Below are 24,782 nucleotides of genomic sequence, written 5' to 3'. Positions count from 1 at the left end.
GAAGCCCGCTCTCAACGCCTTCGCCATCACCTTCCACGACCGCTGGCCGAACGCAGAATCCTACTAATGAAAAACGCCGGAAACACCGTTACTGAGACACACCCCGCCGTCTAGCTAGTGCTCGTCGTAGTGGCCGTCGTGCTCGGCGTGCTTGTGGCCGTCGTGGACGTAGTCCACGTGGTCGTCGTGATTCACGGCCTCGTGGCCGCAGTCAGTGCCGTGAGCGTGGGCGTGGGGCGTGTGCTCGGCCTTGGATTCGTGCTCGTCGTAGTGGTCGCCGTGCAAGGCGTGGTGGTGCGTGCCGTGCACGTAGTCCGTGTGGTCGTCGTGGCTGATGGCTTGGTGGCCGCAGTTGTCGCCGTGTTGGTGGTCCGTGACCGCGTGCTCTGCATGGGTGTCGGTGAGGGGCATGCTGTTCTCCTTGTGGATCCGTCTAGGCAACTGCTAGTAGTTCTAGCCAACCAGATGCATAAGTAAATGGCAATGCGTTTATGCAATCGGTAATGGTTCCTGATATCAGGAGTTGTCAGCGGGGTCCTCGAGAACGTGGCTGATGGCGTCCTCGACGACATGGGTGACGTGGGAGTCGGCAACCGTGTATGTGGATTCGCGTCCGACCTTGACCACTGTGACGATATTTGCGAGGCGGAGCGTCTTGAGGTGTTGGGACACGAGGGGTTGCGACTGCCCTGTCGCGGCAACGAGTTGGGTAACGGTAGCCGGTGACGCACTGAGGAGGGTGAGAATTCGCAGGCGCGAGGAGGACGAGAGGGCCTTGAAGAGTTCGGCTGCTCGGGTGACACCTTCGTCCGTCATAAGTACAGATAACCACATCCATAAGCGATCGACGATGTATTCGTTCCCGGGTTGGGCATGTTCCGCAGGCGGCAGGGAAGACTCGAGTGGTGCCGTATTGTCACGCTTGTCGCGGCTTCATGCGCGGATGGGGTTTGCTGGACCACCACCTGGCAGCATGACGGCATCCCGCAGCGGTGGAGCTGTCGGTGATGACTGCGATCTCAACGGGTGCTCCGGCGGCTTGGTGGAGGGGGCGGTCTCACCGATTGACAGGTCTGCCGCGTCTACGAAGTCGATGGCCGGCCGGTTACGGGTAGGACCAGCCGGCTGGGGCTTTCAGGCGCGGGTTCTTCTTGTCGATCACGAACACCCGGCCGCGCCGGTGCACGATTTGGGCGCCAGGGAGCTTCTTGAGCGAATTGCGTACCTTCATGACCATTTCTTCCTTATTGAGAATAAATATCAATTAGAGTAGCAGGCATGACATCGCCTTCATTCCTCACCCTGAACCTCGTGAGCGGCCTCGCCGGCGCCGGTAAGTCTTCCATCGCTCGCGCGAGCGGCCGAACCAGCATTAGTCTGGACGGCGCCGATCGGGCCACCGTCAGTGGGGCCATCGCGGGCACCGGCACTGGCACCGGCACTTGGCGCGAGGTCATGCTGGAGATCCACCCATCCGCCGTGCCGCTCGAGGTGGCCGTCGCGGTCGTGGCCGCCGGCGGTGACCTCGTTCTGCACTCGGAAGCCGGCGGCATCCGCCTGGGAAATTTCGTCAGCGTGCTCGATGCGTCCAGCTTCTGGCGGGACATACGCAGCGATAAACTTGCACCAGAGCCACCGCAGCCCTGCGCCGCCCACGGTGAGCACGACCGCACGGTGGCCGACGCCCTCGTGCAACAGATCGAGTGGGCCAGCGTGGTGGTGATCAACAAGACCGATCTCTCCACCGCCGACGAGTGCGCGGACCTGCGCGACTTCGTGAGACTGCTCAACCCGTCCTGCCAGGTGGTCTTCGCCCGTCACGGGCACAGCTCGGTCAGTGCGTGGTTGCCACCCCGGGTGGACATGCTCACGTGGCTGCAGCAGAGCCCCGGCTGGATCCGGCAGCTGAACGGCGAGGGGCTGTTAGCTTCGGGCCGCACCGGTCTCGGTTGCGTCGTCTACCGGGATCCCCGCCCCTTTCACCCGGGCCGCCTCGCCAGCTTCCTCAACGACACGTCCACCGAGTCCGGCGAGATCCTCCGCTCCCGTGGATTGTTCAGACTGGCATCGCGCCCGCACGTCGTCGGGTCGTGGGACAGCGCCGGTCCCACCATCGCATTCGAGCCGACCAGCATGGGCAGCCACGACCCCGAGTCGCCATGGGGTCAGGAGATCGCCTTCTTCGGCCGAAACCTCGACGGCGTCCGACTCACCGCGAACCTTGACGCTTGCTTGCTCGACGATCGCGAGTTCATCGGCGGTCCCAAGGAGTGGCGGAGCCTGACCGACCCGTTCCCGGCCTGGGACCTCGACCAGGATGACGACTGAATCGGCACCGCCCCATCCGCAACACACCGCAAGGGAGACAACTATGACCAGCCCCCACACTCACACCTCGATCGTTCCCGGCGCGAGCGGCCCACTCGTCGCTCTCTGCACCGGACACCGCTGCGAGGCTCTGCACCGGCTGGCCGATGACCAGACCGGCACCGACAGAGTGCGCACCACGATCGTGAGCGGTCGCGGCGCCGTGCTCGTGTCCGCACCCTGCTTGGGCGCCTGCGCCAATGGGGCAGTCGCCGCTGTTGCCCGCCGCGATGGAGTCACCGGCACGACCGGACCATCCGTCTGGCTGGGTGGCGTGGACCGGCCCGCAATCCTGGACGCGCTCCTCGGGTGGATTCGCTGCGGCGGACCGTTACCCGGCGAAATGCCAGCCAACGACATACCCCTCCTGCTGCAAGACGCCGTCCTCGGCGTCGGCAAACCCATCCAGGCCCACCCTAATAAGCGGTAGGCAGGGCCGGCTGGACCGCCGGCGGCGCGACCGAATGAAGGAGAGGCATCCACTGTGCGGCAAGTTCCGGTGATCGCTCTGACGGGCCACCTCGGCGCCGGCAAAACCACGGTGCTCAATCACTTACTGCGCGCCCCGGGCGCGCGTCTGGGCGTCGTCATCAACGACTTTGGCGTCCTCAACGTCGACGCTGGCTTGGCGATCGGCCAAATCGATGAGGTGGCGGGCATCAGTGGCGGATGCGTGTGCTGCCTGCCCGACGCGGGCGGCCTTGATGGCGCCCTCGATGCGCTCACCCAGCCGCGGCTGCGACTGGACGCCGTGATCGTCGAGGCCAGTGGCGTGGCCGAGCCGTCCGCTCTTGCCCACCTCATCCGCTACAGCGGAGTTGCCAGGGTACGACCCGGCGGGCTCGTGGATATCGTAGACGCCGTAGAACACTTCAAGACCATCGACACCGGTGTCCTGGCGCTGGCGCGGTATTCCGCGGCGTCTCTCATTGTGATCAATAAGACCGACCGTATCCCGCCGCCGGAACGAGAAGCCGCGGTCGCGCGCATCGTCAATCGGATTCGGCAGCGCAATCCCTCGGCTCGCATTATCAGCACGGCCCAGGGGCGCCTCGACCCCGCGCTAGTGTTCGACGCGGCGCTCGAACCGGCTCCAGATGGCGAGCTATCGTTCGCCGCGCTGCTCGGCTCCGGCCCGGTTCGCGACCTACACCCCCACCCGCATGCCGACGCCGTGACGGTGACGGCCCTTGCGCCGGTGGACGCCGGTCGGCTGGTGGATCTTCTTGAGCACCCGCCCGATGGGGTGTACCGGCTAAAGGGTGCGGTCACGGTAGGGGCTGGATCCCGTCGGCGCCGAATTTCGGTCAACGTCGTCGGCCGGCACATCCACATCGCCCCGCACCCGGTCGGATCGGGCGAAGACGGCTTGGTCGCGATCGGGATGCATCTAAACGTGGCGTCGGTGCGCAACCGCCTCGAAAGCGCCGTCAACCCGGCACGAAGTCTTTCACCCAACGACGGTCTCCGTCGGCTCACCCGGCTGCGTCGGTTGAGCCTCTGACCAATTTGACACGGCCCACTAACCGCAGGACGTATCGGTCAGGGTGACGCCCCGCTCGCGGGCCCGGCCGCCACTGGAAACGCCTCAGCCGAACCCTCGACCCCGACGGCTACGCGCAACAAGACTGGCCGGAGCGACCAGCATGAGAGCGGAACTAGATGCAACTACTACGACGAGGAAAACAAGGAACCGCGGAATAGATCGTTTCCTCGTGCGTCCACCCTACTTAAACCGAACAGCTACGCGGAGAGCGCGGACAGAATCACGAACGGGGCGAACTGGGGCTCGATCTCGGGGGTGACGAACGCCGTCACGTGAGTACCGGCTTCCACGTACTCGGTCGCCTCGATGCGGCCCTGATCGTGCAGCACGGCGATGAGGTCGCCTCGATCGTAGGGAATGAGCAGGTCGAGTTCGATCTGCGGTGTCGGCAACAACAGCGCTACCGCGGTAAGCACGGTTTCGATACCCTCACCGGTTCGGGCCGAGACAAACGTCGCCTTCGGCTCGAGGCCGCGCAGCACAAGCCGGTCATCGTCGCTGATCAGGTCGCTCTTATTGAAGACGACCAGTTCGGGTATGTCGCGGGCGCCGACCTCGGAGATAACATCGCGCACGGTCGCCAATTGCGCGACCGGGTCGGGGTGGGAGCCGTCCACCACGTGCACGATGACGTCGGCATCGGCAACTTCTTCCAGGGTCGAACGAAACGCCTCAACCAGTTGGTGCGGCAGGTTGCGCACGAAGCCGACCGTGTCGGTGAGGGTGTACAGGCGGCCGTCGGCGGTCGTCGACTTTCGCACGGTGGCATCGAGGGTCGCGAAGAGGGAGTTCTCGACGAGCACACCGGCCTTGGTGATGCGGTTCAGCAAGCTGGACTTGCCAGCGTTCGTGTAACCGACGATTGCGACCGAGGGAACGGAGTTGCGCTTGCGATTGGCGCGTTTGGCCTCGCGAGCGGGTTTCATCTCAACCATCTGCTTGCGCAGCTTGGACATCCGGGTGTGAATGCGGCGACGGTCGAGTTCGATCTTGGTCTCACCGGGACCACGCGAGCCCATTCCGGCCCCGGTGCCACCGACCTGGCCACCGGCCTGGCGAGACATCGAGTCACCCCAGCCACGCAGGCGCGGCAGCATGTAGGCCATCTGCGCCAGTTCGACCTGCGCTTTGCCCTCCCGGCTTTTGGCGTGCTGGCTGAAAATGTCGAGGATCACGGCGGTGCGGTCGATGACCTTGACCTTGACCACGTCTTCGAGGGCACGCCGCTGGCTGGGAGCGAGTTCGGTGTCGGCGATGACGGTGTCGGCGCCGAGCGCCTTGACGATGTCGGCGACTTCCTGGGCCTTGCCCTTGCCCAGGTAAGTGCTGGGGTCGGGGGTGGCCCGACGCTGGAGCAAACCGTCGAGCACGGTTGCGCCGGCGGTCTCGGCCAGAGCGGCCAGTTCCCGCATAGAGTTTTCGGCGTCGTCGACGGTGCCGTGCGTGTAGACGCCCACCAGGACCACGTTTTCGAGGCGCAGCTGGCGGTATTCCACTTCGGTGACGTCTTCAAGCTCGGTGGAGAGGCCGCCGACGCGACGCAGGGCGTTGCGGTCGGCACGTTCGGACTGGTCACCGTCGTGGTCGCTGCCGTCATATTCACCGGAGGCCTGCGTTTGCAGGGCCTGAGCCGATCCGCTGCGGAACAGGGAATAGCCGGCAGCCTTACTGTCGGCGCTGGCCAACACGCGCGCCACGACATCATCGGCGTCAAGTGCCGGTTCTACGGGCTCGTTTTCTACTGCGTCGTTGCCGCGGGGCGCCGTTGGATCATTCATCCCGTTAACCTTAGTTCAACGAAGTTGAAAGGTTCCTCCTATGTCGTCCGACCACTATTTTTCTCCGGCGCCCGGCACCGTACTGAAAACCCGACAGATCACAGTGCAGTTGCACGGGCAGGATCATGAACTCACGACCGCCAACTCGGTGTTCAGCCCCGCCCACATCGACACCGGCACCGAAGTACTGCTGAAATACGCCCCCGAGCCGCCCCTGACCGGTCATTTTCTCGACCTTGGCTGCGGCTGGGGTCCGATCGCGCTGCACCTCGCTCTGGCCTCCCCCGAGGCCACCGTGTGGGCCGTGGACGTGAACGAGCGCGCACTCGACCTCGTGCGCACCAACGCCGCGACCCTCGGCCTGACCAACGTCAAGGCCGTGCTCGCCGCCGACGTGCCCGCAGACATCAGCTTTCGCACCATTTGGTCGAATCCGCCCATCCGCGTCGGCAAGGACGAGCTGCACGGCCTCATGCAAACCTGGCTGCCCCGCCTCGAATCCGAAGCGGATGCCTGGCTCGTCATCCAGCGAAACCTCGGCTCTGACTCACTCCAGCGTTGGCTCGCTGCCGAGCTCCCCGACACCTTTGAGACCACCCGCGAGGCCATCAGCAAGGGCTTCCGAGTACTCCAGGTGCACCGCTCTTAATCCCCCAAATTCCGGTCAACCTACCGGGCGGCCGGGTTTTCCGCGGGGTTACGAATTTTCGGGTCTTTTGGGAGGTTTCCGCACGCTTTTAGCGGAGACCTCCCGGAAGGTCCGAATGTTTGAGCGAGGAGCGGATGACCCGCCGGCCCGGCCCCACCCCCAGAAACCGGCGTCAGCCCAGGTTCAGAACCCCGTCGAACACCAGCTCCGCCGGCCCGGACAGCGACACGTGCTCGCCATCCTCGGCCGGGAACATCCGTACCCCGAGCACGCCGCCGGGAACCTCGACCCGCCACTGGTGCGGTGCCGCTTCCCCGGCCCAGTGCCGGGTAGCCAGGGCCGCCGCGACCGCTCCGGTGCCGCACGACAGCGTCTCCCCGCTGCCACGCTCGTGCACGCGCATGCGGAACCGCCCAACGCCGTTGACGACGAGCGGGTCGTTCGGCACCACAAATTCGATGTTGACGCCGCCGACTGGTTCCGGGTCGAGCTGCGGAATGAAGGTGAGGTCAGCGGCATCCAGCTCGTCGTCGTCGGCGAGTGCGACAACCGTGTGCGGGTTGCCGACGTTAATGCCGAGGCCCGGACGGGCCACGGGCAGGTTCTTGGTGCGCACGAGCGGCTCGGTGCCGTCGAGCTTCCACCGACCGAGGTCGACCTGAAAACCGGAGGCGTTGCGCTGCACGTCGCGCACGCCGCCGCGGGTGCCGATAATGAGGGTGTCACCGGGTAACAGCTCGGCAAGGTTGTTTTCGATCAGGAATTTGGCGTAGACACGGATGCCGTTTCCGCACATTTCCGAGACGGTACCGTCGGCATTCCAGTAGTCCATGAACCACTCGGCCGCGTCGTCTTCGGCGAGGGCGGCAGCACCGTCGGGCAGGTTCTGGCTGCGCACGGCACGGATAATGCCGTCGGCACCGACTCCGAACTTGCGGTCGCACACGGCACGAATCTGTGCCGGGGTCAGTTCCAGTTTTCCGTCTGGATCGGCGAACAGCACGAAGTCGTTCCCCGTGCCGTGGCCCTTGGTGAAGTTCAGAGTGATGCCCATGCTGCCAGTTTACGGGGCGGTCGCTGCGTACTCTGCGGTCACGGCGCGGTCGACGTGAGCGAGCGCGTCATCGACCCGGTCGGCCGCGTCGGATTCGATCCAGTGCGTGTGGGCGTAGCGCTTGAACCAGCTCACCTGGCGGCGGGCATAGCGGCGGGTGAGTTGCTGGGTTGCCTCGATCGCCTCGGCCTGGCCGAGCGTTCCGTGCATCTGGCCGAGGGCCTGGGCGTAGCCGATCGCGCGGCTCGCCGTCACGCCGTCTTCGATGCCGCCCGCGAGCAGCCCGCGTGCTTCGTCGACGATGCCGGCCGCCCACATCCGCTCTACTCGGGCGTCGAGCCGAGGGGTCAGTTGTTCACGCGCGGTGCGGAGGCCGAGCAAGACGCTGGGGCGCCAGTAAACTGGCTCGTCCGGCAGGGCGGCCAGGTGTGGGGCACCGGTCAGCTCAACGATTTCTAGCGCCCGCACCAAGCGGCGGCCGTTGCTCGGGCCGATGCTCTGTGCAGCCTGCGGGTCGACGGCCTGCAGCCGGGCGTACATCAGGCCGGGTCCAATGTCGATCAACTCCGCTTCGAGCCGGGCGCGCAGCTCCGGATCAGTGCCGGGAAACCGAAAGTCGAACACGACCGAGGAGACATACAATCCCGAGCCGCCGACCAGGATCGGCACCGCGCCACGCGCGATGATCTCGGTGATCGCTGCACGGGCATCCGTTTGGTAATTGCTCACGGTGGCCTCGGCGGTCACCTCAAGCACATCGAGCAGGTGGTGCGGAATTCCGCGGCGTTCCGCGAGAGTGAGTTTTGCCGTGCCGATATCCATGCCGCGATAGAGCTGCATGGCATCGGCGTTGACGATTTCGGCCGGCTGGCCGCGCGCGATCAGCCGTTCGGCCAGATCAAGGGACAACGCCGACTTACCGGTGCCGGTCGATCCGACGATCGCGATCAGCACCGGCGAGGCAGCTGACCCCAATGGTTCGGCTGGCACCGGTTTCTCAGGCGACACCGTTCCTAACGCTCGTCGTCGTTCACGTTGTAGATGGGGATGGTGCTCGAGCCGCTCTCGACTCGCAGACCGATGGTCGGCAGGCCAAGCGAGACCGGACCTGCACCGCCAGCTGCTCCACCGTGTGACGGAACGCCGCAGGATTCGGCTTCAAGGCGGTCCCAGGCATCGCCGGCACGGGTGGAACGGATGCGCAGGGGCGCTTCGGTGGTCGAGTCAGCGATCAGGTGGAACGGTGCGGCCTGGGTGACAACGACCGTAACCACGTCGCCGGGACGCGGCCGTGGCGAACCGGCCGGCACGTCGAAGTGCACGAGCCGGCTGTCGGGGGCGCGCCCACTCAGGCGGTGGGTGTCGCTGTCCTTGCGACCGCCGTTGGCGACGAGCAGTTCAACCTCGCGACCGATCACGGCCTGGTTTTCTTCGAGGGAGATACGTTCCTGCAGGGCGGCGAGACGCTCGTAGCGGTCTTGCACGATGGCCTTGGGAACTTGGTCGGCCATCGTCGCGGCCGGGGTACCCGGACGAATCGAGTACTGAAAGGTGAACGCAGTGGCAAAGCGAGCCTGTTCAACGACCCGTAGGGTCTCTTGAAAGTCTTCCTCCGTTTCGCCGGGAAAGCCAACGATGATGTCGGTGCTGATGGCGGCGTGTGGCATCTGTGCACGCACGCGGTCGAGGATGCCGAGGAACTTCGCCGAACGGTAGGAGCGGCGCATTGACTTGAGGATGCGGTCGGACCCGGACTGCAGGGGCATGTGCAGCTGGGGCATAACAGAGGGCGTCTCCGCCATGGCGTCGATGACATCATCGGTGAACGCGGCTGGATGCGGGCTGGTGAAGCGGATGCGCTCCAGCCCGTCGATCTTGCCGGCCGCGCGCAGCAGCTTACCGAAGGCGAGGCGGTCGCCGAATTCAACGCCGTAGGAGTTGACGTTCTGCCCGAGCAGGGTGACCTCGATGGCGCCGTCGTCGACGAGGGCCTGAATCTCGGCGAGGATCTCGCCCGGACGGCGATCTTTTTCTTTGCCGCGCAGGGCAGGCACGATGCAGAAAGTGCAGGTGTTGTTGCAGCCAACCGAAATGGAGACCCAGCCGCTGTAGCTGGAGTCACGTTTGGTCGGCAGGGTGGACGGGAAGGTTTCGAGCGACTCGAGAATCTCGAGCTGCGCCTCACCGTTATGGCGGGCCCGCTCGAGCAAGCTCGGAAGAGAGCCCATGTTGTGCGTTCCGAAAACGACGTCCACCCAGGGCGCCTTCTCGAGGATGGTGTTCTTATCCTTCTGCGCGAGGCACCCGCCGACGGCAATCTGCATGCCCTCATGCTTGCGCTTGACCGAGGCGAGGTAGCCGAGGTTACCGTAGAGCTTATTGTCGGCGTTCTCTCGCACGGCGCAGGTGTTGATCACGACGATGTCGGCCTCCCCACCGTTCGCCGAGACGTAGCCGGCGGCTTCGAGAGAGCCGCTCAAGCGTTCGGAGTCGTGCACGTTCATCTGACAGCCGAAGGTGCGCACCTCATAGGTACGCGCACGCCCCGAGGCGTCGATCGCGGCTACCGAGGGGGTGATCACGGTTCGGCGGGCAAGTGCGGGGGCGACGATACTCATAGTGGGTATAGTTTACGCGAGCAATTCGGTGTGCGAGCCGTGTGCGACGCGCGGTCAGGAATAACGGGCGGCAGCATTAGCGGAAGCGCACACGCGAGCCGCCACCGCGGCTGTCCATTGCGGCTTTGACTGCCAAGCGTACGGCGGCCGAGCTATAGCCCTTGCGCATGAGAAAACCGGTGAGTCGACGGTCTATGGTCTGGTCGTCGAAACGTTCCATCTGACCCATGCGTTTGGTGGCCAAGTCGATGGCGCGTTCAGCTTCGTCGTCGGGAAGCTCTTCGAGCTTGTCCATCATGACGCTCGGATCGAGCTTGCGCCGCCGCATTTCAGCCTCAACACCGGTGCGACCGAGACCCTTGCGCACGTTGTGGCTGTGAATGATCTGGTCGGCGAGCTTGGCCTCATCGAGGTACTGCAGCTGAATGAACTTCTCGATGATCTCACTCGCCTCGCCGGAGTCTACCCCGGTGCCGTTCAAGACAAGCAGGGCCTCGACGGTGGACAGGGAACGGCCACGCAACCGGTGCAACAGCACCTTCTCGGCCCGCTCACGCTGGTCGAGCGCGTCGGCGTCTGCATCGGTCTCGGCGTCGACTTCGACTTCGGCGGCGTCGGTCTCAGCGTCGGTCTCAGCGTCGGGTTCGCCGGCCGCTGCCTGCAGCGGCGAGCGGCGCTTCATTCCCGGGGCCGCACCGGGCAGGTAGGTCACGGGAGCCAAGCCGGCGTCTGCTTGTGGTGCTGCGTCATTCTTGGGTTCGAAGTGAACCATTCCCGTGACCTGCCTTTCGTTGTCGTTCCGTGGTCTCGGTTAGGCGCTCTTGCGCGCTGCCGGTGCCTTGATGGCGACCGGACCACCATCGAGTACCGCCGCCGCATCCGCTTCCGCCTTAGCCTTCGCTTCGGCCTCGGCGACAATCGCCGCTGCGGCCTTCTCGGCGGCCTTGGCCGCGATGCCCTCCGGGCCGATGCCGAGCTTGATCAGAATCTTGCTCTCGATCTCGTTGGCCATCTCGGGGTGCTTGAGCAGGAAGTTGCGCGAGTTCTCTTTACCCTGGCCGAGCTGGTCGCCGTCGTAGGTGTACCAGGCACCGGACTTCTTGACGATGCCCTGGTCGACTCCGAAGTCGATCAGGCTGCCCTCGCGCGAGATTCCGATGCCATAGATGATGTCGAACTCAGCCTGCTTGAAGGGCGGTGCCATCTTGTTCTTGACGACCTTGACCCGGGTGCGGTTACCGATGGCTTCGGTTCCGTCTTTGAGGGTTTCAATGCGGCGAATGTCGAGGCGCACCGACGCGTAGAACTTGAGTGCCTTACCGCCCGACGTGGTCTCGGGGCTACCGAAGAAGACGCCGATCTTTTCGCGCAGCTGGTTAATGAAGATCATGGTGGTGTTGGTCTGGCTCAAACCACCGGTGAGCTTGCGGAGCGCCTGCGACATGAGCCGGGCCTGGAGGCCCACGTGGGAATCACCCATCTCGCCCTCGATCTCAGCACGCGGCACGAGGGCAGCAACCGAGTCGACAACGATGAGGTCGATGGACCCACTTCGCACGAGCATGTCAGCAATTTCGAGGGCTTGCTCGCCCGTGTCGGGCTGCGAGACCAGCAGAGCATCGATGTCGACGCCGAGCTTCTTGGCGTATTCCGGATCGAGGGCGTGCTCCGCGTCGATGAACGCGGCGATGCCACCGTTCTTCTGCGCATTCGCGATGGCGTGCAGGGTGAGCGTGGTCTTACCCGAGGATTCCGGACCGTAGATCTCCACGATGCGGCCACGCGGCAGTCCACCTACGCCGAGCGCGACGTCTAGCGCGATCGACCCAGTCGAAATGGTTTCAACGGGGGCACGCTCGTCGCTGCCGAGGCGCATGACCGAGCCCTTGCCAAACTGACGATCGATTTGCGCGAGGGCGGTTTCGAGGGCCTTCTCGCGGTTCGCTTGTGATGCCATGGTCTTCATCTCCTGGGTTCTGCACGGTCGCTAGCTTTGAACGGAGCTTCGGGACGTGCATGGTGGCGCCTATAGGCTGTCGGCCCGGTCATCGAGAGGACCCCGATGCCCGTTTCGACAAGGCAATCGCCGACTTTCTCTGACAAATTCGACTGTACGCCGCACCTCCGACATTGGCCGGGAGCACGATCGACCAGTGGAGAACCTGTCAGAAAGTCTGCTGTTGAGGAGCCTATCAAAGCCGAACAGGTATTCGAGCATTCCCGGATATTGTGCACGGCGTGTCGAATCAGAGGCCTAAGGTGAAGTCCAGTCTGTTACAGGCGAGGGGCCGGGATGCCGGCGCCGTACCAACGACTGCGAGGCACGTCGACCGCGGCGCACAGTGCCAGCCACACGTCACGGGCCGGGACGCCGGCTGCGAGTGCCTGATCGGCCGTGCGTCCGCCGAGCGGGGTGAGCACGAGGTCACGGGTGAGCACTCGGCCGTAACCGTCGCCGAATTCTTCCTTCAGCGCGGTGCGAAATTCACTCAATCGCACGGCGCTGGCTCCACCCGAATCTGAACACACACACTCCTGAAAGACAACCACCGCCGACACAAGGTGTCGACGGTGGACTTATTGTTTTGAATCGGTGGGGCGACTAGCGCGCGCCGCTGTCTAACGACATCAGCCCGGAATCGAACGTGGTGACGAGGTCGTCGGGTACCGTGTCGGGGAACTGATCCATTCCCTCGATGACGGCGAGACGGTCACCAACTTCACGCATGATGACCGAAATCGGGGTTTCCAGTGCATCGGCCACGGACGCGAGAATCTCCGAGGAGGCTTCTTTCTGTCCACGTTCTACCTCGCTGAGGTAGCCGAGCGCGACGCTGGCTTTGCTTGCGACCTGACGCAGGGTACGCCCCTTTTGCAGGCGGAAGTCCCTGAGCACATCGCCGATTTCCTGACGAACAAGAATCATCGGAACCTCCTTCTTATACCTTAATAACTCGAGCCCAAACTATTGGAGTTCCAGTTGGTGCCTACACTACGTCATTCCTCTGACAAGCTGACACTAACCGAAAGACGTTGGACTTTGCTTGTGTATTCCTTCGATGTAACCAGCCTGTAAGAAGAACTATTCCGCGTCACCGCGCGCTATCAGCGCACGCACAGCAAGGATGGCTTGGCGCACCGTTTCGGTGCGAATTTCGGCTCGGTCTCCATCAAGTTGCAGGGGCACCGCCCAGGATCCGGTGCCTTTGGAGAGCCCGATGTAGACGGTTCCGGCCGGGTGGCCACCATCGGGGCCCGGTCCGGCCACGCCCGTCGTGGAGACTCCGACGTCGGCGCGCACATCATTGACGGCGAGGAGTGTGCGCACACCGACGGCCATCTGCTTGGCGACGTCGGCGTGCACGGGGCCATGAACGTTGAGCACGCTGCTGTCGACCTGAAGCAGGCTCCGTTTGAGGTCCGAGTCATAGGCGACGACTCCCCCGCGCACCACAACGGATGCCCCAGGGATGCGTACGAGTTCGGCCACGAGCAGCCCGCCGGTCAGTGACTCGGCGACCGCAATGGTGAGGTGCCGAATGGCGAGTTGCGCGATCAAATCGGCCGTTGCATCCGCTTGCAGATCGCCTGAAGCGGTGCGGGCGCGAAGGGTGACGTCGGGGAGGTCGATCGAGTCGGCCGAGTCAGGCAACGTCATGCTTGCGCAGTCGCCAGGCCGACAGCAGGTAGTCAAGCCCGGATGCCACGGTCAGTACGAGAGCAATGGTCATGGTGGCCGTGTTGACCCAGTCCACCCAGTCGCCGAAGACCAGCTGGAACGGGAGTAGCGCTAGCGAGATAGCCACGGACTGGGCAATGGTTTTGAGCTTGCCGCCGCGGCTGGCCGGAATGACCCGGTCACGCAGCATGACGAACCGAAACACGGTGATGCCGATTTCGCGCACCAGGATGACGATGGTCACCCACCAGGGCAACTCTTCGAGGATGGAGAGGCAGACCAGGGCGCCGCCGGTGAGGATCTTGTCGGCGATCGGGTCGAGGATCTTGCCGAGGTCGGTGACGAGGTTGTGGCGGCGGGCGATCATGCCGTCGATTCCATCGGTGGCGATCGCGATGATGAACAGCACGGCGGCGGCCCAGCGCAGTGCGTCGTGGGCGCCGTTGTCGGCCAGCAGCATCCAAATGAAGACGGGGGCGAGCAGGATGCGTACGACCGTGATCAGGTTGGGCAGGTTCCAGTTGCTCGGGCGGGCGACGGATGCTTGCGGTGATGCCATGGTTCAGTCCCTGCCCGTTAGTTTCCAGGCATCCTCGTCGTCCTCGGTGCCGTCGACCTCAGGATACCCCTGCGACATTTTCTCCACCGGGTCGTCGGCGTAGCGCGGGTCAGGTGCCGCGGCTGCACGGGAATCGTCGGATTGCGCCTTGAGGGCGTGCTGTTCGTCGTCGGAGCCGCGCAGGCGGGCGAGCACGCTCGGCAACTGTTCGGCGTTGACGAGCACGTCGCGGGCCTTGGAGCCCTCGGAGGGGCCGACGATTTCGCGAGACTCGAGCAGGTCCATCAGGCGGCCGGCCTTGGCGAAGCCGACCCGCAGTTTGCGCTGCAGCATGGACGTGGACCCAAACTGGGTGGAGACGACGAGTTCTGCGGCGGCGAGCAGCACTTCGAGGTCGTCGCCGATGTCGGAGTCGATCTCTTTACGCGGGGCGACCATGGAGACATCGGGCCGATAGTCGGGCCTGGCCTGCATGGTGACGTGCTTGACGACCTTTTCGATCTCGTCTTCGGTTACCCAGGCGCCCTGCACGCGCACGGCCTTGGACGCGCCCATTGGCAGGAACAGCGCGTCCCCCTGACCGATGAGCTTATCGGCGCCCGGCTGGTCGAGGATGACTCGGGAGTCGGTGACGCTCGTCACGGCGAAGGCGAGCCGGGAGGGCACGTTGGCCTTGATCAGCCCGGTGACGACGTCGACGCTTGGACGCTGCGTGGCGAGCACGAGGTGGATACCGGAGGCGCGGGCGAGCTGGGTGATACGCACGATCGAGTCTTCGACGTCGCGCGGGGCGACCATCATGAGGTCGGCCAGCTCATCGACGACGACCAGCAGGTACGGGTACGGCTTGAGCTTGCGTTCACTGCCGACCGGCAGCACGATCTCCTCGTTATTGACGGCCTTGTTGAAGTCGTCGATGTGGCGAAAGCCAAAGCTGGCGAGGTCGTCGTAACGCATGTCCATCTCTTTCACGACCCATTGCAGCGCTTCGGCCGCTTTCTTCGGGTTCGTGATGATGGGCGTGATCAGGTGGGGCACGCCGGCGTAGGCAGCGAGCTCGACCCGTTTCGGGTCGATCAGCACCATGCGCACGTCGCTCGGCTTGGCCCGCATCAGCAGGCTTGTGATCATGGAGTTGACGAAGCTCGACTTTCCCGAACCGGTGGAACCGGCCACGAGCAGGTGGGGCATTTTCGCGAGGTTGGCGATGACGAAGCCACCGCCAACGTCTTTACCGACGCCGATGGTCATCGGGTGCGTGGCGTTGGTGGCGGTATTCGAGCGCAGCACGTCGCCGAGGGTGACGATTTCACGGTCGGTGTTGGGAATCTCGATGCCGATGGCGCTCTTGCCGGGAATCGGCGAGAGAATGCGCACCTCGTTCGAGGCGACCGCGTAGGAGAGGTTCTTGCTCAGGGCGGTCACCCGCTCGACCTTGACGCCCGGGCCGAGTTCGATCTCGTACTGGGTGACCGTGGGGCCACGCGAGAACCCGGTGACCTTCGCGTCGACCTGGAACTGACGCAGCACTTCGGTGATCGACTTGACCACGTCGTCGTTGGCGGCCGAGCGGGCCTTGGCTGGCGGTCCGGCGGTGAGAGTGGATGCTGCCGGCACGAGATACGGAATGGCCGGGTGGGGATCTGTGGAGGCGAGAGGCGGCAGAGTCGCGCCGTCGGCATCCACTGCCTGACTCAGTTCGGGGAAGACGTCGTCGAAGCCGGGAAGGACCTCGGTGTGGCCGGCCGGGTCGTCAGAGTGCAGGCCGGTGGACGGACCCGCGCCGAGGTCGACCTCTCCGGTGAATCGTTTGACGGCGAGCTCGGCCTTGCGCAGGTCTTCGAGCACCTCGGTGCCGTAATGGTCGCGTTCCGGCGGGGCGGTGCGGTCGGTGACTTCGGGTTCGATCGCGCTGTCAAAACCGCCGCGGGACTGGTTGCCGCCGAGCAGCACGCTCATCGGGTCGGCGGTGTCCGCCGCCTTGGCGTCGGCACCTCGTTTTTCGGTCGAGAGTGCACTTCCGAAGTCGGGGTCTTCCTCCCGCTTGCTGTTGTTGCGGCGCCACCAGGGCAGCGCGCCCTCCGGGCCGTCTTCGTCGACCCCGTCGAGTTCGACCTGAACGGTCTTGCCCGATTTGGCACCCTTGCTGGCGGCCGCGCGTTCTTCGTCGTCGGTCAGTTGCGCGCCGAACAGCCAGTCGTAGAGCTCGCGGGAGCGCTGACCGATGCGATTCGGCGGCGTCTTGGTGATGATGAACAGGCTCAGCAGCAACAGCAGGATGACGACGATGGTCGCGCCGATGGACGTGGTCAGGAGAATGAGCGGGGCGGCAATCATCCAGCCGATCACGCCGCCGGCCAGGGCGAGGGCCGGCATGCCGTCTTGCGGCTCGGGTTGCACGCCGAAGATATGGCAGAGCCCGGAGATGGTGACGAGCAGCAGGCTTAGCCCGATGCCGATGCGACCGTTGTCGTGCACCGAACTCGGTTTGCGAAACAGCCAGACGGAGAACAGCAGAAGGATGACCGGGAGGGCGAAGGCGACCCGGCCGAACAATCCGCCGAAGGTGTAGGCGTCGAGCCGCTGAGCGACGACGTTATTGATCAGGAACCATTCGACGATGGCGCCGGAGATGGCGAGCAGAACGAGAAAGAACGGCAGACCGTCACGGCGTTCGTCTTTGGAGAGTTTTTCGGGGCCGAGGGCACGCGCTGCGCCGCCGGTCAGGTGGGCCAGGCCCATCCAGGCGCGGGCTCCGAGGCTTGGTTTCACCTCGACGGCGGTGAATTTGACGGTCTTCTGCGCGGCCGTGCCGCCGGCTCCCCGCGTTGCGGGTTTGCGCGCCGGAGCGCCCTTCGCTGCGGGGGTGCGGGCACGCCCGGTCGACTTAGTGCTCGTAGCCATGAAATAACGCTACCAAGCACCGGTGACATTCCCTCGGCCCCACGCCTACGGCCCGCGTGGCTGGTCCGCGAAAGCCTGGCCGCGGCATCCGTTTTGCTGCTAATAGCGGATGGCGTCGATCACCTTGACACGCACCGCGACGAGCGCGGGGATCAGCCCGGCGAGGGCGCCGACGACGGTGGCGCAGACCAGGCCGAGGATGGCTGCCTCAACCGGGAACGGCGGGAAGTCGGTGACCTGGCCCTGGCTGATGAAATCCTCGACAAAAGGACTCTTGACGATGAGGACGGCTCCGATCACGCCGACGATTCCGGCGACGACGGTCGCGACGACGCTTTCCATCATCACGGCGAAGAACACCCGCCCGGCCGTGGCGCCGAAGCTGCGCCGGATGCCGATCTCCCGGATGCGCTGCTTGAGGGTGACCAGGGCGATATTGACCAGGCCGAGCGCGCCGAGCAGCAACACCAGCCCGGCGATGGCGCCGACCGTGAGTTTGAGCGAGAGGTAGGGGTCGGTGTCCTGGTACGCCGCGTAGTCCTGCCGGTTCACTGAAACGGATGCTTCACTTCCGAGCGCGCCCTGTACGTCGCGTTGCAGCGCGGTCACCAGCTGCTCCGACACGTCAACGGGCACCCACAGCTCGTAGGACGGCGGTCCGAATTGTTGGAGGTTCGGGTCGCTGACGACGGGCGTAATGGCAGTGAGTGCGTCGGCGAGCATGTACATGGCCGGTTCGGTCTCCCACGAGAGTGAGGGGTAGACGCCGGTGACGACGGCCGTCGTGGTGCGTTCACCGATCAGGGTCGCGGTCGGGTGCGTGCGCAGGTCTGGTCTACCGAGACGGTTGTAGAAGATGGAATTGACCAGCACGGCAGGGGCGAGCCTGGCCTGGTCGTCCTCGGTAAACCAGGCGCCCTCTTCGAGGGTGATGCGGTGCATGGTACCGTAGGGCGGGTCGATGCCGAGGGTCTGCACCGGTACGGCTCCGTCGGCGAATTGCACGGTCTGGCTGGCGTTCACGACCCGGCTGGCGTAGTCGATTTGGTAGCGTTCGAGGGCAGTCCGCCAGATTTCGGGCATTCCCGGCGGGGTGGAGCCATCGTTCATCGATGCCGACAGAAAGAGGCTCGCGGCGCGCCCACCGGAGCGTTCGCTCGATTCGACGGTCGCCTGTTGGGCGACCGCGCCAAGCCCGACCACGGTGGTGATGGCGCAGACGGCGACCGCGACACCGATCAGCGACAGCATGACGCGGGTCTTGTGGATGCGCAGTTCCTGCCAGGCCTCGATCACCGCGCCTACCAGATTGCTGACGGCGCGCTTCATGCCGGCACCGTGCTGGTGGCCTGCAGCACGCCGTGGTCGAGGCGCAGGTGTCGGCTGGCTCGGGCGGCGATGGCGGGATCGTGCGTGATGGTGACGAGGGCTGCGCCGGATTCGGTGGCGACCTCGTCGATTAGGTCCATCACCGTTTCGCCGGTCTCGAGGTCGAGAGCGCCGGTGGGTTCGTCGGCGAGAATCAGCCGTGGGCCGCGCACGAGCGAGCGGGCGATCGCCACCCGCTGCTGCTCACCGCCACTCAACTTGTCGGGCAGTGAGCCGAGCCGGTCGCCGAGCCCGACGCGTTCGAGCATCTCGGTGGCGATTCGGGTGCGCTGCCAGAACTGGCGGCCCTCCGCGTAGAGCAGCGGAGTCATGACGTTTTCGAGGGCGGTGCGTCCCTGCAGCAGGTTGAACTGTTGAAAGATGAAGCCGACCTCTCGGCCGCGCAACCGATCCCGCGCGCCGGAGGACAACGACTGCACGGGGCGGTCTTCGAACAGCATGGTGCCGCTCGTGGGGTTGTCGAGCAGCCCGAGCAGGTTGAGCAGGGTGGTTTTGCCCGAACCCGAACGGCCGACGATCGAGACGCGGTCGCCCACGTCGACGTCGAGGTCGATGCCGGAGAGAATCGTCAGCGGCGGCGCATCGATGAGCTGCACGGTGCGGGTGACGCCCTCAAGATGTAGAAGACTCAATGGGAGATCGCTCTGCTGGAGATGCTCGGCATGTAGCAGACTTGGCTGCCATCGGGTTGGGTATCGCAGCCGTCGGCTCCCGGTGCCACGGGGGCACCCGGCACGAATTGATTGATCACATCGCCCTCGATCAGTCCGTCGATCACCTGTACGTTGACGCCGTCGGTCATGCCGAGCGTGACCGGTCGTTCCTCGGTGCCGCCGTCGGCCAGCACAAACCAGACGACACCGGTCTCGGCCGAGCCTTCGACAGCGGTCGTCGGTACGACCAGCACGTTTTCGGCGAGGCCGGCGGCGATGGTGATCTGCGCGGCGAGGCCGGCGAACACGGTCACCTCGGCCGGGATGGCGCAGCTGACGGTGGTGCCGCCCATTCCTGCTTCGCCACCGACACCCCCGTCGCCACCGGCCGATTCCCCGGCCAGCGGGGTGGTGATGGTCAGGCCGGTACAGGTGAACGGTGCCGGCCCCTTCGTGATCGCAACGGATGCCTCGGTCGGCTTGCTCAGCAGCCGATACTGCTGCTCGGGGCTGAGTGCGCCGCTCACCGAGAAGCTCGGCGGCGCAACCTGCCCGGTGGCGTCGCCGACGGCCACGCTCTGACCGGGAATCACGGTGAGCGAGCTGAGAATTCCGGTGATCGGCGCGAATACCTTGGCGAAGGTGACCACTGGTTTCGGCTGGGTGATGGTCACGTTGCCGTCGGCATCCGTTGTTTCGACCGGATCCTTGATCGTCTCAACCCGAATGTCGTAGATCTTGTCGTCTTTGTTCACTGCCTGGCCAGCCGCGATGAAGATCTCGTCGACCGTTCCGACGGCGGTCGCCTTGATGGCGACGGCCGGGTCGGCACTGACCGTGCCCGGGAGGGTGACATCGTTGCTGATCGTTCCGAGAACCACCGGAATTTGGGGCTCGACGATGACGCCGGTGGGCTCGGCCGGGTTGCTGTCGGCGGCGGCGTCTGGGTAGAAGGCAATCTTGACCAAGGCAACGGCGATGGCCGCAATCACGATCAATCGAAGTATGGGAAAAACCCATTTGCGTGCAATATTCACGAGACTCCCCACCCGGCCGACCGGACCTGGTCAAGCTCGATGGCCTGAGCCTAGCGTTTTGTGGCAAGGTGCATCGCTCGCTGGGTTTGCCGGGCTCGCGGCACTCGTTGCAGTTCGCGGCGACCCTACGGACGGGTGCCGCGAACGTTAACGAGGGCCGCGAGCACGATCAATGCTTTAGCGGGTGGTGCCGGCGACCTTGGGGAGCGATCCGCCGGCCGCAGCGTTGCGGTCCGGACGGAAGTTAGAGAAGTCCACGCCGGGGATGTCCTGCACGAGCGAGAGTTCGTCCTCGATCTGAGCGGCTTCGGAGTCCTCCGGGCCGACCAGGGGCAGGCGCACCCGCGGGCTGCCGATGCGCCCGAGGCCGTGCAAAATGTACTTCACCGCCACGGTGCCGGGAACGTGTGTCATCACGGCGCGCACGAGTGGTTCGAGCTGCTGATGGGCGGCGGTCGCGACCTTGAGGTCGCCACGGTTGACCGCGTCGACCATGTGCCGGTACGGGGTGGCCGTGATATTGCCGGTCACGCCGATCAGGCCAGTCGCACCGATCGAGAGGTGTGCCAGAACGTTGGGGTCGTCGCCGGAGAAGTACAGGAGGTCGGTCTGGTTAAGTACCCGGCTGACCTGGGCGAAGTCGCCCTTGGCATCTTTGATAGCCAGAATATTGGGGTGCTTGGCCGCGCGCAGGATGGTCTCGTAGGCGATCGCGACGCCGGTGCGCCCCGGAATGTCGTACAGAATGACCGGAAGGTCGGTAGCATCCGCGATCATGCGGAAGTGGGTGAGGATACCGGCCTGGGTCGGCTTGTTGTAGTACGGCGTGACGATCATATTGCCGTCCGCACCTGCTTTTTCACTCTGCCGGGCCAGCTGCATGGCGTGAGCGGTCTCATTTGAGCCACCGCCGGTGATGATCTTGGCGCGGCCGTTGGCGACCGACTTGCCGACCTCGACCAGGCGGATCTTCTCCGGGTCGGTCAGCGTGCTGGTCTCACCGGTCGTGCCCGTGACAACGATGCCATCGGCCCCGGCGTTGATGACGTCGTCGATGTGCTTCTCCACCCCAGCCCAGTCCACTTCGCCATCAAAGGTAAACGGGGTGACCAGTGCGACCAGCACCTGGCCAAAGGGATTCGTAGAGGTAGACACGAGCTACAGGCTATCGTCTCCACGCCCTCCGCCCGGCGAGAGCCCAAAAAGTGCCCGTGTGAACCGGGCACTTCTGAACGAAATCTCGTTACGGCGAAACGCGACCGTTCTTATTGAAGGATGCATGGGTCAGCGGCATCAGTTTCTCGAAGTGCGTCTCCATCTGCTCGGCACACATCTCGATCTCACGCTGCGGGAAGGACGGGAACTGACTACCCTCCCGCTTAGTGCGCAGGCTGAGAAAGTTCATCAGCGAACGAGCGTTGAGTGTGACGTACATCGAGGAGTAGATGTTCAGCGGCAGCACGATGCGGGCGACCTCGCGCGCGACGCCGGCTAAGAGCATCCGCTGGTACGCCTCGTAGGCGTGAATCGCGGCGGCACGGGTCTGCTGCTGCACCAACGCGGTCTGCTCGGCGGTTCCGGGCAGAAAGTCATAGGCGCCGGCCTTGCCGACCTGTACGAGGTTGCGCTCGTTGGAGGGTACGTAGAACACCGGGCCCAGCTCCCGGTAGCGGCCCGATTCTTCGTTGTAGGAGGCAATGCGGTGCCGCATGAACTCGCGGAACACGAAGATGGGCGCGCGCACGTAAAACGTCATCGAGTTGTGTTCGAACGGCGAGCCGTGGCGGTCGCGCATGAGGTAATTGATCAGGCCGCGGTCGCGTTTCTCGTCGGCCTCGCTCTCGGACCCCTCGAGCTGACTCTGTTCCAGGGTCTGCTCCCCCAGGGTCGATACCCGGGCGGCAAACAGCACATCGGAGTCGTGGGCACTCGCGCGCACGAGTTCGACGGTCATTTCCGATCTAAATTCGATTTCAGGGCGGGGCTCTTGTTCGGCGGTATCAGACACTGGATCAGGTTAGTCGCATCCACCGCAGGTAGGGGCCGGGCCACACCGTGAGCCGGCGTAATCTCTCGTCACAGTGCGAGATTCACAGTACGCCCGCGTAGCGTTACTACCATGAATCCCCTCGAAGCTATCGGCCTGCTGTTGGCACTGCTGGCCGGCACGACCGTGCTCGGCCTGTTCTGGCGGGCCAGACAGGGTCGCGTCACCCAGATTTCCGGCCAGATCATCAGGCCAGCGGATGTCGCGGCTGCGACCCCGTTCGGCGCTGCGGCAACCCTGTTGCAGTTTTCGACCGAGTTGTGCGCCCGCTGCCCGGGCACCCGCCGACTACTTGGTGCCGTGGCGGATTCCCGCCCCGGCGTCGTGCACGTCGACGTGGACCTGACCCATCGCGCGGATTTAGCGAACCGGTACTCCATTTTGCAAACACCGACGACCCTGATTCTCGATGGAGCAGGACGGGTGCGCGCACGAGTGGGTGGCGCGCCGAACCGCGCTGCCATCGCCGCTGCCCTGGACAATTTCGAGCCCGATTCGGGTCGGTCCACAACCCTTCGGAGTTCCTATGTCAACCGCTGATTCGCCCATCACGACGCCACCCAGGGCGCGCCCCCGGATCGATCCGCGCGGGCCCAGGTTCGGTGCGGCGATCACCGCCGTGTTACTGCTCGCCGTGGTCTTTTTGTCGGTGACCGGGGCATCCGTTGCCGCGTTGATCCTGCTGTCGGCGCTGACCGGACTATTCGCGTGGGGCGCTGCGGCCGGAGCCGGACGGCATCCCTATGGCGTGCTGTTCAAGAAATTCGTACGACCCCGCCTTGCTCCCCCGGCCGAACTCGAGGATGCCGCTCCACCGACCTTTGCCCAGGGCGTCGGCCTCGCGGTCACGCTCGTCGGCGTGGCTCTCGGGCTGGCCGGAGTGCCCGGCGCGGTCGGCATCGCCGCGGCGGCAGCCTTCGTCGCGGCCTTTCTCAACGCTGTGTTCGATTACTGCCTCGGCTGCCAGATCTACTTGCTGCTCGTACGATTCGGCTTGCTGAACCGGGGTGCACGGGTTCGAGGCGCCTGAAGGTGTTCCAGGCCCAGCCGGGAAACTGGGCCGGGGTCGTGTCGGGCTGGCTCTCAGGAAGTTCCCAGACGGGACAGGTTCGCCGGGCAGGTCTGACGGATAGGGTGGAATTCAATCACCTGGAGGTAACACCATGCCCACGACACTCACGAGTGAAGCAACCACCGTCTGGACCGGCGATCTTCCGACCGGTTCCGGAACCGTCACGCTCGATTCCTCACATACCGCGGAATTCTCGGTAAACTGGAAGGCTCGCGCCGAAGGGGTATCGAACACCACCAACCCCGAGGAATTGCTCGGCGCCGCTCACGCAGCGTGCTTCTCCATGGCCCTCGCCAACGCCCTCGGCTCGGCTGGTCATACCCCCGAGAGTATCCAGACCACCGCCGCCGTCACCTTTGCGGCCGGAACCGGCGTCATCGGCAGCCACCTGCTGGTCAGCGCGAAGATTCCCGGTCTGACCGAGGCCGAGTTCGAAACGTTTGCACAGGATGCCAAGGAGAACTGCCCGATCTCGAAGGCGCTCGCCGGTATTCCGATCACCATTGAAGCAGAGCTGGCCTAGGCCCAGGCCATGCGCGTTCTGATTGCCGGCGCATCCGGTCTCATCGGCAGGGAGCTCAGCCGCCAGGTCGAAAATGCCGGCCACACCCCGGTGCGGCTGGTACGACGCGAGGCCCTCGGCCCCAACGAGATTCGTTGGGACCCGGCCACGTTGGTTTTGGATCCGAGCGTGCTCGACGACATCGACGCCGTCGTCAACCTGTCCGGGGCGTCGCTGGCGCGGCTGCCGTGGACAAGCGGGTACCGCCAGGAAATCCTGCAATCCCGTCTGCACGCCACGCGCACGTTGACCGACGCGCTGCGTCGGTCAACGAACCCGCCGGCCGTTCTGCTGAACGGCTCTGCGGTGGGGATCTATGGGAATCGGCCGGGGGAAGTACTGAGCGAGACATCCGCTGTCGGCACCGATTTTCTCGCCGAGGTGGTCACGCGCTGGGAAGCCGAGGCGCAACTCGCACCCCAATCGACCCGCGTCGTCACCCTGCGGACCGGTCTGGTTTTAGCCAAGGGCGGTGCGCTCAAACCCGTGCTGCCGCTGGCCAAACTAGGCCTGGCCGGGCCGCTCGGCAGCGGAATGCAGCACTGGGCCTGGATCAGCCTGCACGACGAGGCCGCGGCGATCGTGCACCTGTTGACCTCGACCCTGTCCGGCCCGGTGAACCTGGTCGGGCCGACCCCCGCGACGGCCAACGACATCATCAGCACACTCGCCGCAGCGCTGCACCGGCCGTTCCGGCTGCCGGTACCGAAACCGATACTGACTTTTCTGTTACAGGATGCCGCCCGCCAACTGCTGCTCGCCGACCAGCAGGTGAGCGCCCAGAAGCTGCTCGACGACGGATTCGAGTTCGCTCAGCGTACGCCGGCCACCGCGATCGCCTGGATGCTGCGCCAGCCGTAGCGGCGCT

General features: G+C 64.8%; 27 protein-coding genes. 8 read left to right on the top strand and 19 right to left on the bottom strand.

Annotated features, from left to right (window positions below):
- Positions 1-114: 114 nt before the first annotated feature.
- The 3 genes from E3O45_RS18150 to E3O45_RS16195 form a co-directional block, all read right to left on the bottom strand.
- Positions 115-411 (bottom strand): hypothetical protein, encoded by a 297-nt coding sequence (locus E3O45_RS18150; RefSeq protein ID WP_134444466.1) that lies wholly within the window; start codon positions 409-411, stop codon positions 115-117.
- Positions 412-516: 105 nt separating this feature from the next.
- Positions 517-816 carry a helix-turn-helix transcriptional regulator gene (locus E3O45_RS16200; RefSeq protein WP_134444464.1) on the bottom strand — a complete coding sequence of 100 codons (300 nt, stop codon included), beginning with the start codon at positions 814-816 and terminating at the stop codon, positions 517-519.
- Positions 817-1,105: 289 nt separating this feature from the next.
- Positions 1,106-1,231: a ribosomal protein bL36 gene (locus E3O45_RS16195; protein ID WP_134444462.1), complete on the bottom strand. Its 126-nt coding sequence runs from the start codon at positions 1,229-1,231 to the stop codon at positions 1,106-1,108.
- 47 nt (positions 1,232-1,278) lie between these two features.
- Between E3O45_RS16195 and E3O45_RS16190 the strand changes: the two genes are divergently transcribed.
- Genes E3O45_RS16190 through E3O45_RS16180 form a run of 3 tightly spaced genes read left to right on the top strand, consistent with a single transcriptional unit; the run spans position 1,279 to position 3,871 of the window.
- A complete protein-coding gene (locus E3O45_RS16190; protein ID WP_134444460.1) occupies positions 1,279-2,328 on the top strand; it encodes a GTP-binding protein in 1,050 nt (349 codons plus the stop codon).
- Between the two features lie 43 nt (positions 2,329-2,371).
- Positions 2,372-2,797, top strand: coding sequence for a (2Fe-2S) ferredoxin domain-containing protein (locus tag E3O45_RS16185; protein ID WP_134444458.1), 426 nt, complete (start codon positions 2,372-2,374; stop codon positions 2,795-2,797).
- A 54-nt stretch (positions 2,798-2,851) separates the two neighbouring features.
- Positions 2,852-3,871, top strand: coding sequence for a GTP-binding protein (locus E3O45_RS16180; RefSeq protein WP_134444457.1), 1,020 nt, complete (start codon positions 2,852-2,854; stop codon positions 3,869-3,871).
- Positions 3,872-4,110: 239 nt separating this feature from the next.
- On the opposite strand, the gene hflX is transcribed toward E3O45_RS16180, so the two are convergent.
- The gene (gene hflX, locus E3O45_RS16175) at positions 4,111-5,691 is read right to left on the bottom strand and encodes a GTPase HflX (RefSeq protein WP_104132428.1); all 1,581 of its coding nucleotides are present in this window, start codon (positions 5,689-5,691) and stop codon (positions 4,111-4,113) included.
- 40 nt (positions 5,692-5,731) lie between these two features.
- On the opposite strand from hflX, the gene E3O45_RS16170 reads away from it, so the two are divergent.
- Positions 5,732-6,340, top strand: a complete 609-nt coding sequence (locus tag E3O45_RS16170) for a class I SAM-dependent methyltransferase (protein ID WP_134444455.1) — start codon at positions 5,732-5,734, stop codon at positions 6,338-6,340.
- 172 nt (positions 6,341-6,512) lie between these two features.
- Here E3O45_RS16170 and dapF read toward each other — a convergent pair whose 3' ends face one another.
- From dapF to thyX, 15 genes are all read right to left on the bottom strand, one after another.
- Entirely contained in the window at positions 6,513-7,394 is an 882-nt protein-coding gene (gene dapF / locus E3O45_RS16165; protein WP_134444453.1) for a diaminopimelate epimerase, read from the bottom strand.
- Between the two features lie 9 nt (positions 7,395-7,403).
- Positions 7,404-8,402 (bottom strand): tRNA (adenosine(37)-N6)-dimethylallyltransferase MiaA, encoded by a 999-nt coding sequence (gene miaA, locus E3O45_RS16160; RefSeq protein ID WP_241985406.1) that lies wholly within the window; start codon positions 8,400-8,402, stop codon positions 7,404-7,406.
- A gap of 5 nt (positions 8,403-8,407) precedes the next feature.
- A complete protein-coding gene (miaB, locus tag E3O45_RS16155; protein WP_134444451.1) occupies positions 8,408-10,012 on the bottom strand; it encodes a tRNA (N6-isopentenyl adenosine(37)-C2)-methylthiotransferase MiaB in 1,605 nt (534 codons plus the stop codon).
- A 76-nt stretch (positions 10,013-10,088) separates the two neighbouring features.
- Positions 10,089-10,784, bottom strand: a complete 696-nt coding sequence (locus E3O45_RS16150) for a regulatory protein RecX (protein WP_134444450.1) — start codon at positions 10,782-10,784, stop codon at positions 10,089-10,091.
- 39 nt (positions 10,785-10,823) lie between these two features.
- A complete protein-coding gene (gene recA, locus E3O45_RS16145) occupies positions 10,824-11,969 on the bottom strand; it encodes a recombinase RecA (RefSeq protein WP_134444448.1) in 1,146 nt (381 codons plus the stop codon).
- A gap of 317 nt (positions 11,970-12,286) precedes the next feature.
- Positions 12,287-12,511, bottom strand: a complete 225-nt coding sequence (locus tag E3O45_RS16140; RefSeq protein ID WP_092449895.1) for a DUF3046 domain-containing protein — start codon at positions 12,509-12,511, stop codon at positions 12,287-12,289.
- A gap of 103 nt (positions 12,512-12,614) precedes the next feature.
- Positions 12,615-12,938: a helix-turn-helix domain-containing protein gene (locus E3O45_RS16135; protein WP_092449897.1), complete on the bottom strand. Its 324-nt coding sequence runs from the start codon at positions 12,936-12,938 to the stop codon at positions 12,615-12,617.
- A 156-nt stretch (positions 12,939-13,094) separates the two neighbouring features.
- Positions 13,095-13,670, bottom strand: a complete 576-nt coding sequence (locus E3O45_RS16130) for a CinA family protein (protein ID WP_134444446.1) — start codon at positions 13,668-13,670, stop codon at positions 13,095-13,097.
- Positions 13,657-14,250: a CDP-diacylglycerol--glycerol-3-phosphate 3-phosphatidyltransferase gene (pgsA, locus tag E3O45_RS16125; protein ID WP_134444444.1), complete on the bottom strand. Its 594-nt coding sequence runs from the start codon at positions 14,248-14,250 to the stop codon at positions 13,657-13,659. The genes E3O45_RS16130 and pgsA overlap by 14 nt, the downstream gene beginning before the upstream one ends.
- Before the next feature lie 3 nt (positions 14,251-14,253).
- Positions 14,254-17,154 (bottom strand): DNA translocase FtsK, encoded by a 2,901-nt coding sequence (locus E3O45_RS16120; protein ID WP_134444442.1) that lies wholly within the window; start codon positions 17,152-17,154, stop codon positions 14,254-14,256.
- 99 nt (positions 17,155-17,253) lie between these two features.
- Positions 17,254-18,483 carry an ABC transporter permease gene (locus E3O45_RS16115; RefSeq protein ID WP_134444441.1) on the bottom strand — a complete coding sequence of 410 codons (1,230 nt, stop codon included), beginning with the start codon at positions 18,481-18,483 and terminating at the stop codon, positions 17,254-17,256.
- On the bottom strand, positions 18,480-19,175 hold the full coding sequence (locus tag E3O45_RS16110) for an ABC transporter ATP-binding protein (protein WP_134444439.1): 696 nt from the start codon (positions 19,173-19,175) through the stop codon (positions 18,480-18,482). The genes E3O45_RS16115 and E3O45_RS16110 overlap by 4 nt, the downstream gene beginning before the upstream one ends.
- Entirely contained in the window at positions 19,172-20,233 is a 1,062-nt protein-coding gene (locus E3O45_RS16105; RefSeq protein ID WP_174843105.1) for an efflux RND transporter periplasmic adaptor subunit, read from the bottom strand. The genes E3O45_RS16110 and E3O45_RS16105 overlap by 4 nt, the downstream gene beginning before the upstream one ends.
- A gap of 177 nt (positions 20,234-20,410) precedes the next feature.
- The gene (gene dapA / locus E3O45_RS16100; protein ID WP_092449909.1) at positions 20,411-21,388 is read right to left on the bottom strand and encodes a 4-hydroxy-tetrahydrodipicolinate synthase; all 978 of its coding nucleotides are present in this window, start codon (positions 21,386-21,388) and stop codon (positions 20,411-20,413) included.
- An 88-nt stretch (positions 21,389-21,476) separates the two neighbouring features.
- Positions 21,477-22,187 carry an FAD-dependent thymidylate synthase gene (gene thyX, locus E3O45_RS16095; protein ID WP_134444437.1) on the bottom strand — a complete coding sequence of 237 codons (711 nt, stop codon included), beginning with the start codon at positions 22,185-22,187 and terminating at the stop codon, positions 21,477-21,479.
- A gap of 165 nt (positions 22,188-22,352) precedes the next feature.
- Between thyX and E3O45_RS16090 the strand changes: the two genes are divergently transcribed.
- From E3O45_RS16090 to E3O45_RS16075, 4 genes are all read left to right on the top strand, one after another.
- Positions 22,353-22,820, top strand: coding sequence for a thioredoxin family protein (locus E3O45_RS16090; protein WP_134444435.1), 468 nt, complete (start codon positions 22,353-22,355; stop codon positions 22,818-22,820).
- Complete coding sequence (locus E3O45_RS16085) at positions 22,807-23,310, top strand: DUF4395 domain-containing protein (RefSeq protein ID WP_134444433.1); 504 nt, start codon at positions 22,807-22,809, stop codon at positions 23,308-23,310. The genes E3O45_RS16090 and E3O45_RS16085 overlap by 14 nt, the downstream gene beginning before the upstream one ends.
- Before the next feature lie 133 nt (positions 23,311-23,443).
- Positions 23,444-23,875, top strand: coding sequence for an OsmC family peroxiredoxin (locus E3O45_RS16080; protein WP_134444431.1), 432 nt, complete (start codon positions 23,444-23,446; stop codon positions 23,873-23,875).
- 9 nt (positions 23,876-23,884) lie between these two features.
- Complete coding sequence (locus E3O45_RS16075; protein WP_134444429.1) at positions 23,885-24,775, top strand: TIGR01777 family oxidoreductase; 891 nt, start codon at positions 23,885-23,887, stop codon at positions 24,773-24,775.
- Positions 24,776-24,782: the final 7 nt, after the last annotated feature.

The organism is Cryobacterium sp. TMS1-20-1 (genome assembly GCF_004402355.1).
Lineage (GTDB): Bacteria > Actinomycetota > Actinomycetes > Actinomycetales > Microbacteriaceae > Cryobacterium > Cryobacterium levicorallinum.
Note: the sequence above shows the minus strand (reverse complement) of the source record. Positions and strands in the feature narration are given on the sequence as shown.

What these genes read in the sequence shown, in the direction of transcription:
- thyX (WP_134444437.1), bottom strand. Translation starts at nt 22,187, where the DNA reads ATGACCGTCGAACTCGTGCGCGCGAGTGCCCACGACTCCGATGTGCTG.
- E3O45_RS16080 (WP_134444431.1), top strand. Translation starts at nt 23,444, where the DNA reads ATGCCCACGACACTCACGAGTGAAGCAACCACCGTCTGGACCGGCGAT.
- E3O45_RS16120 (WP_134444442.1), bottom strand. Translation starts at nt 17,154, where the DNA reads ATGGCTACGAGCACTAAGTCGACCGGGCGTGCCCGCACCCCCGCAGCG.
- E3O45_RS16075 (WP_134444429.1), top strand. Translation starts at nt 23,885, where the DNA reads ATGCGCGTTCTGATTGCCGGCGCATCCGGTCTCATCGGCAGGGAGCTC.
- E3O45_RS16195 (WP_134444462.1), bottom strand. Translation starts at nt 1,231, where the DNA reads ATGAAGGTACGCAATTCGCTCAAGAAGCTCCCTGGCGCCCAAATCGTG.
- E3O45_RS16115 (WP_134444441.1), bottom strand. Translation starts at nt 18,483, where the DNA reads ATGAAGCGCGCCGTCAGCAATCTGGTAGGCGCGGTGATCGAGGCCTGG.
- E3O45_RS16190 (WP_134444460.1), top strand. Translation starts at nt 1,279, where the DNA reads ATGACATCGCCTTCATTCCTCACCCTGAACCTCGTGAGCGGCCTCGCC.
- E3O45_RS16150 (WP_134444450.1), bottom strand. Translation starts at nt 10,784, where the DNA reads ATGGTTCACTTCGAACCCAAGAATGACGCAGCACCACAAGCAGACGCC.
- E3O45_RS16085 (WP_134444433.1), top strand. Translation starts at nt 22,807, where the DNA reads ATGTCAACCGCTGATTCGCCCATCACGACGCCACCCAGGGCGCGCCCC.
- E3O45_RS18150 (WP_134444466.1), bottom strand. Translation starts at nt 411, where the DNA reads ATGCCCCTCACCGACACCCATGCAGAGCACGCGGTCACGGACCACCAA.
- E3O45_RS16185 (WP_134444458.1), top strand. Translation starts at nt 2,372, where the DNA reads ATGACCAGCCCCCACACTCACACCTCGATCGTTCCCGGCGCGAGCGGC.
- dapF (WP_134444453.1), bottom strand. Translation starts at nt 7,394, where the DNA reads ATGGGCATCACTCTGAACTTCACCAAGGGCCACGGCACGGGGAACGAC.
- E3O45_RS16090 (WP_134444435.1), top strand. Translation starts at nt 22,353, where the DNA reads ATGAATCCCCTCGAAGCTATCGGCCTGCTGTTGGCACTGCTGGCCGGC.
- hflX (WP_104132428.1), bottom strand. Translation starts at nt 5,691, where the DNA reads ATGAATGATCCAACGGCGCCCCGCGGCAACGACGCAGTAGAAAACGAG.
- E3O45_RS16170 (WP_134444455.1), top strand. Translation starts at nt 5,732, where the DNA reads ATGTCGTCCGACCACTATTTTTCTCCGGCGCCCGGCACCGTACTGAAA.
- E3O45_RS16130 (WP_134444446.1), bottom strand. Translation starts at nt 13,670, where the DNA reads ATGACGTTGCCTGACTCGGCCGACTCGATCGACCTCCCCGACGTCACC.
- E3O45_RS16135 (WP_092449897.1), bottom strand. Translation starts at nt 12,938, where the DNA reads ATGATTCTTGTTCGTCAGGAAATCGGCGATGTGCTCAGGGACTTCCGC.
- miaB (WP_134444451.1), bottom strand. Translation starts at nt 10,012, where the DNA reads ATGAGTATCGTCGCCCCCGCACTTGCCCGCCGAACCGTGATCACCCCC.
- pgsA (WP_134444444.1), bottom strand. Translation starts at nt 14,250, where the DNA reads ATGGCATCACCGCAAGCATCCGTCGCCCGCCCGAGCAACTGGAACCTG.
- recA (WP_134444448.1), bottom strand. Translation starts at nt 11,969, where the DNA reads ATGGCATCACAAGCGAACCGCGAGAAGGCCCTCGAAACCGCCCTCGCG.
- E3O45_RS16200 (WP_134444464.1), bottom strand. Translation starts at nt 816, where the DNA reads ATGACGGACGAAGGTGTCACCCGAGCAGCCGAACTCTTCAAGGCCCTC.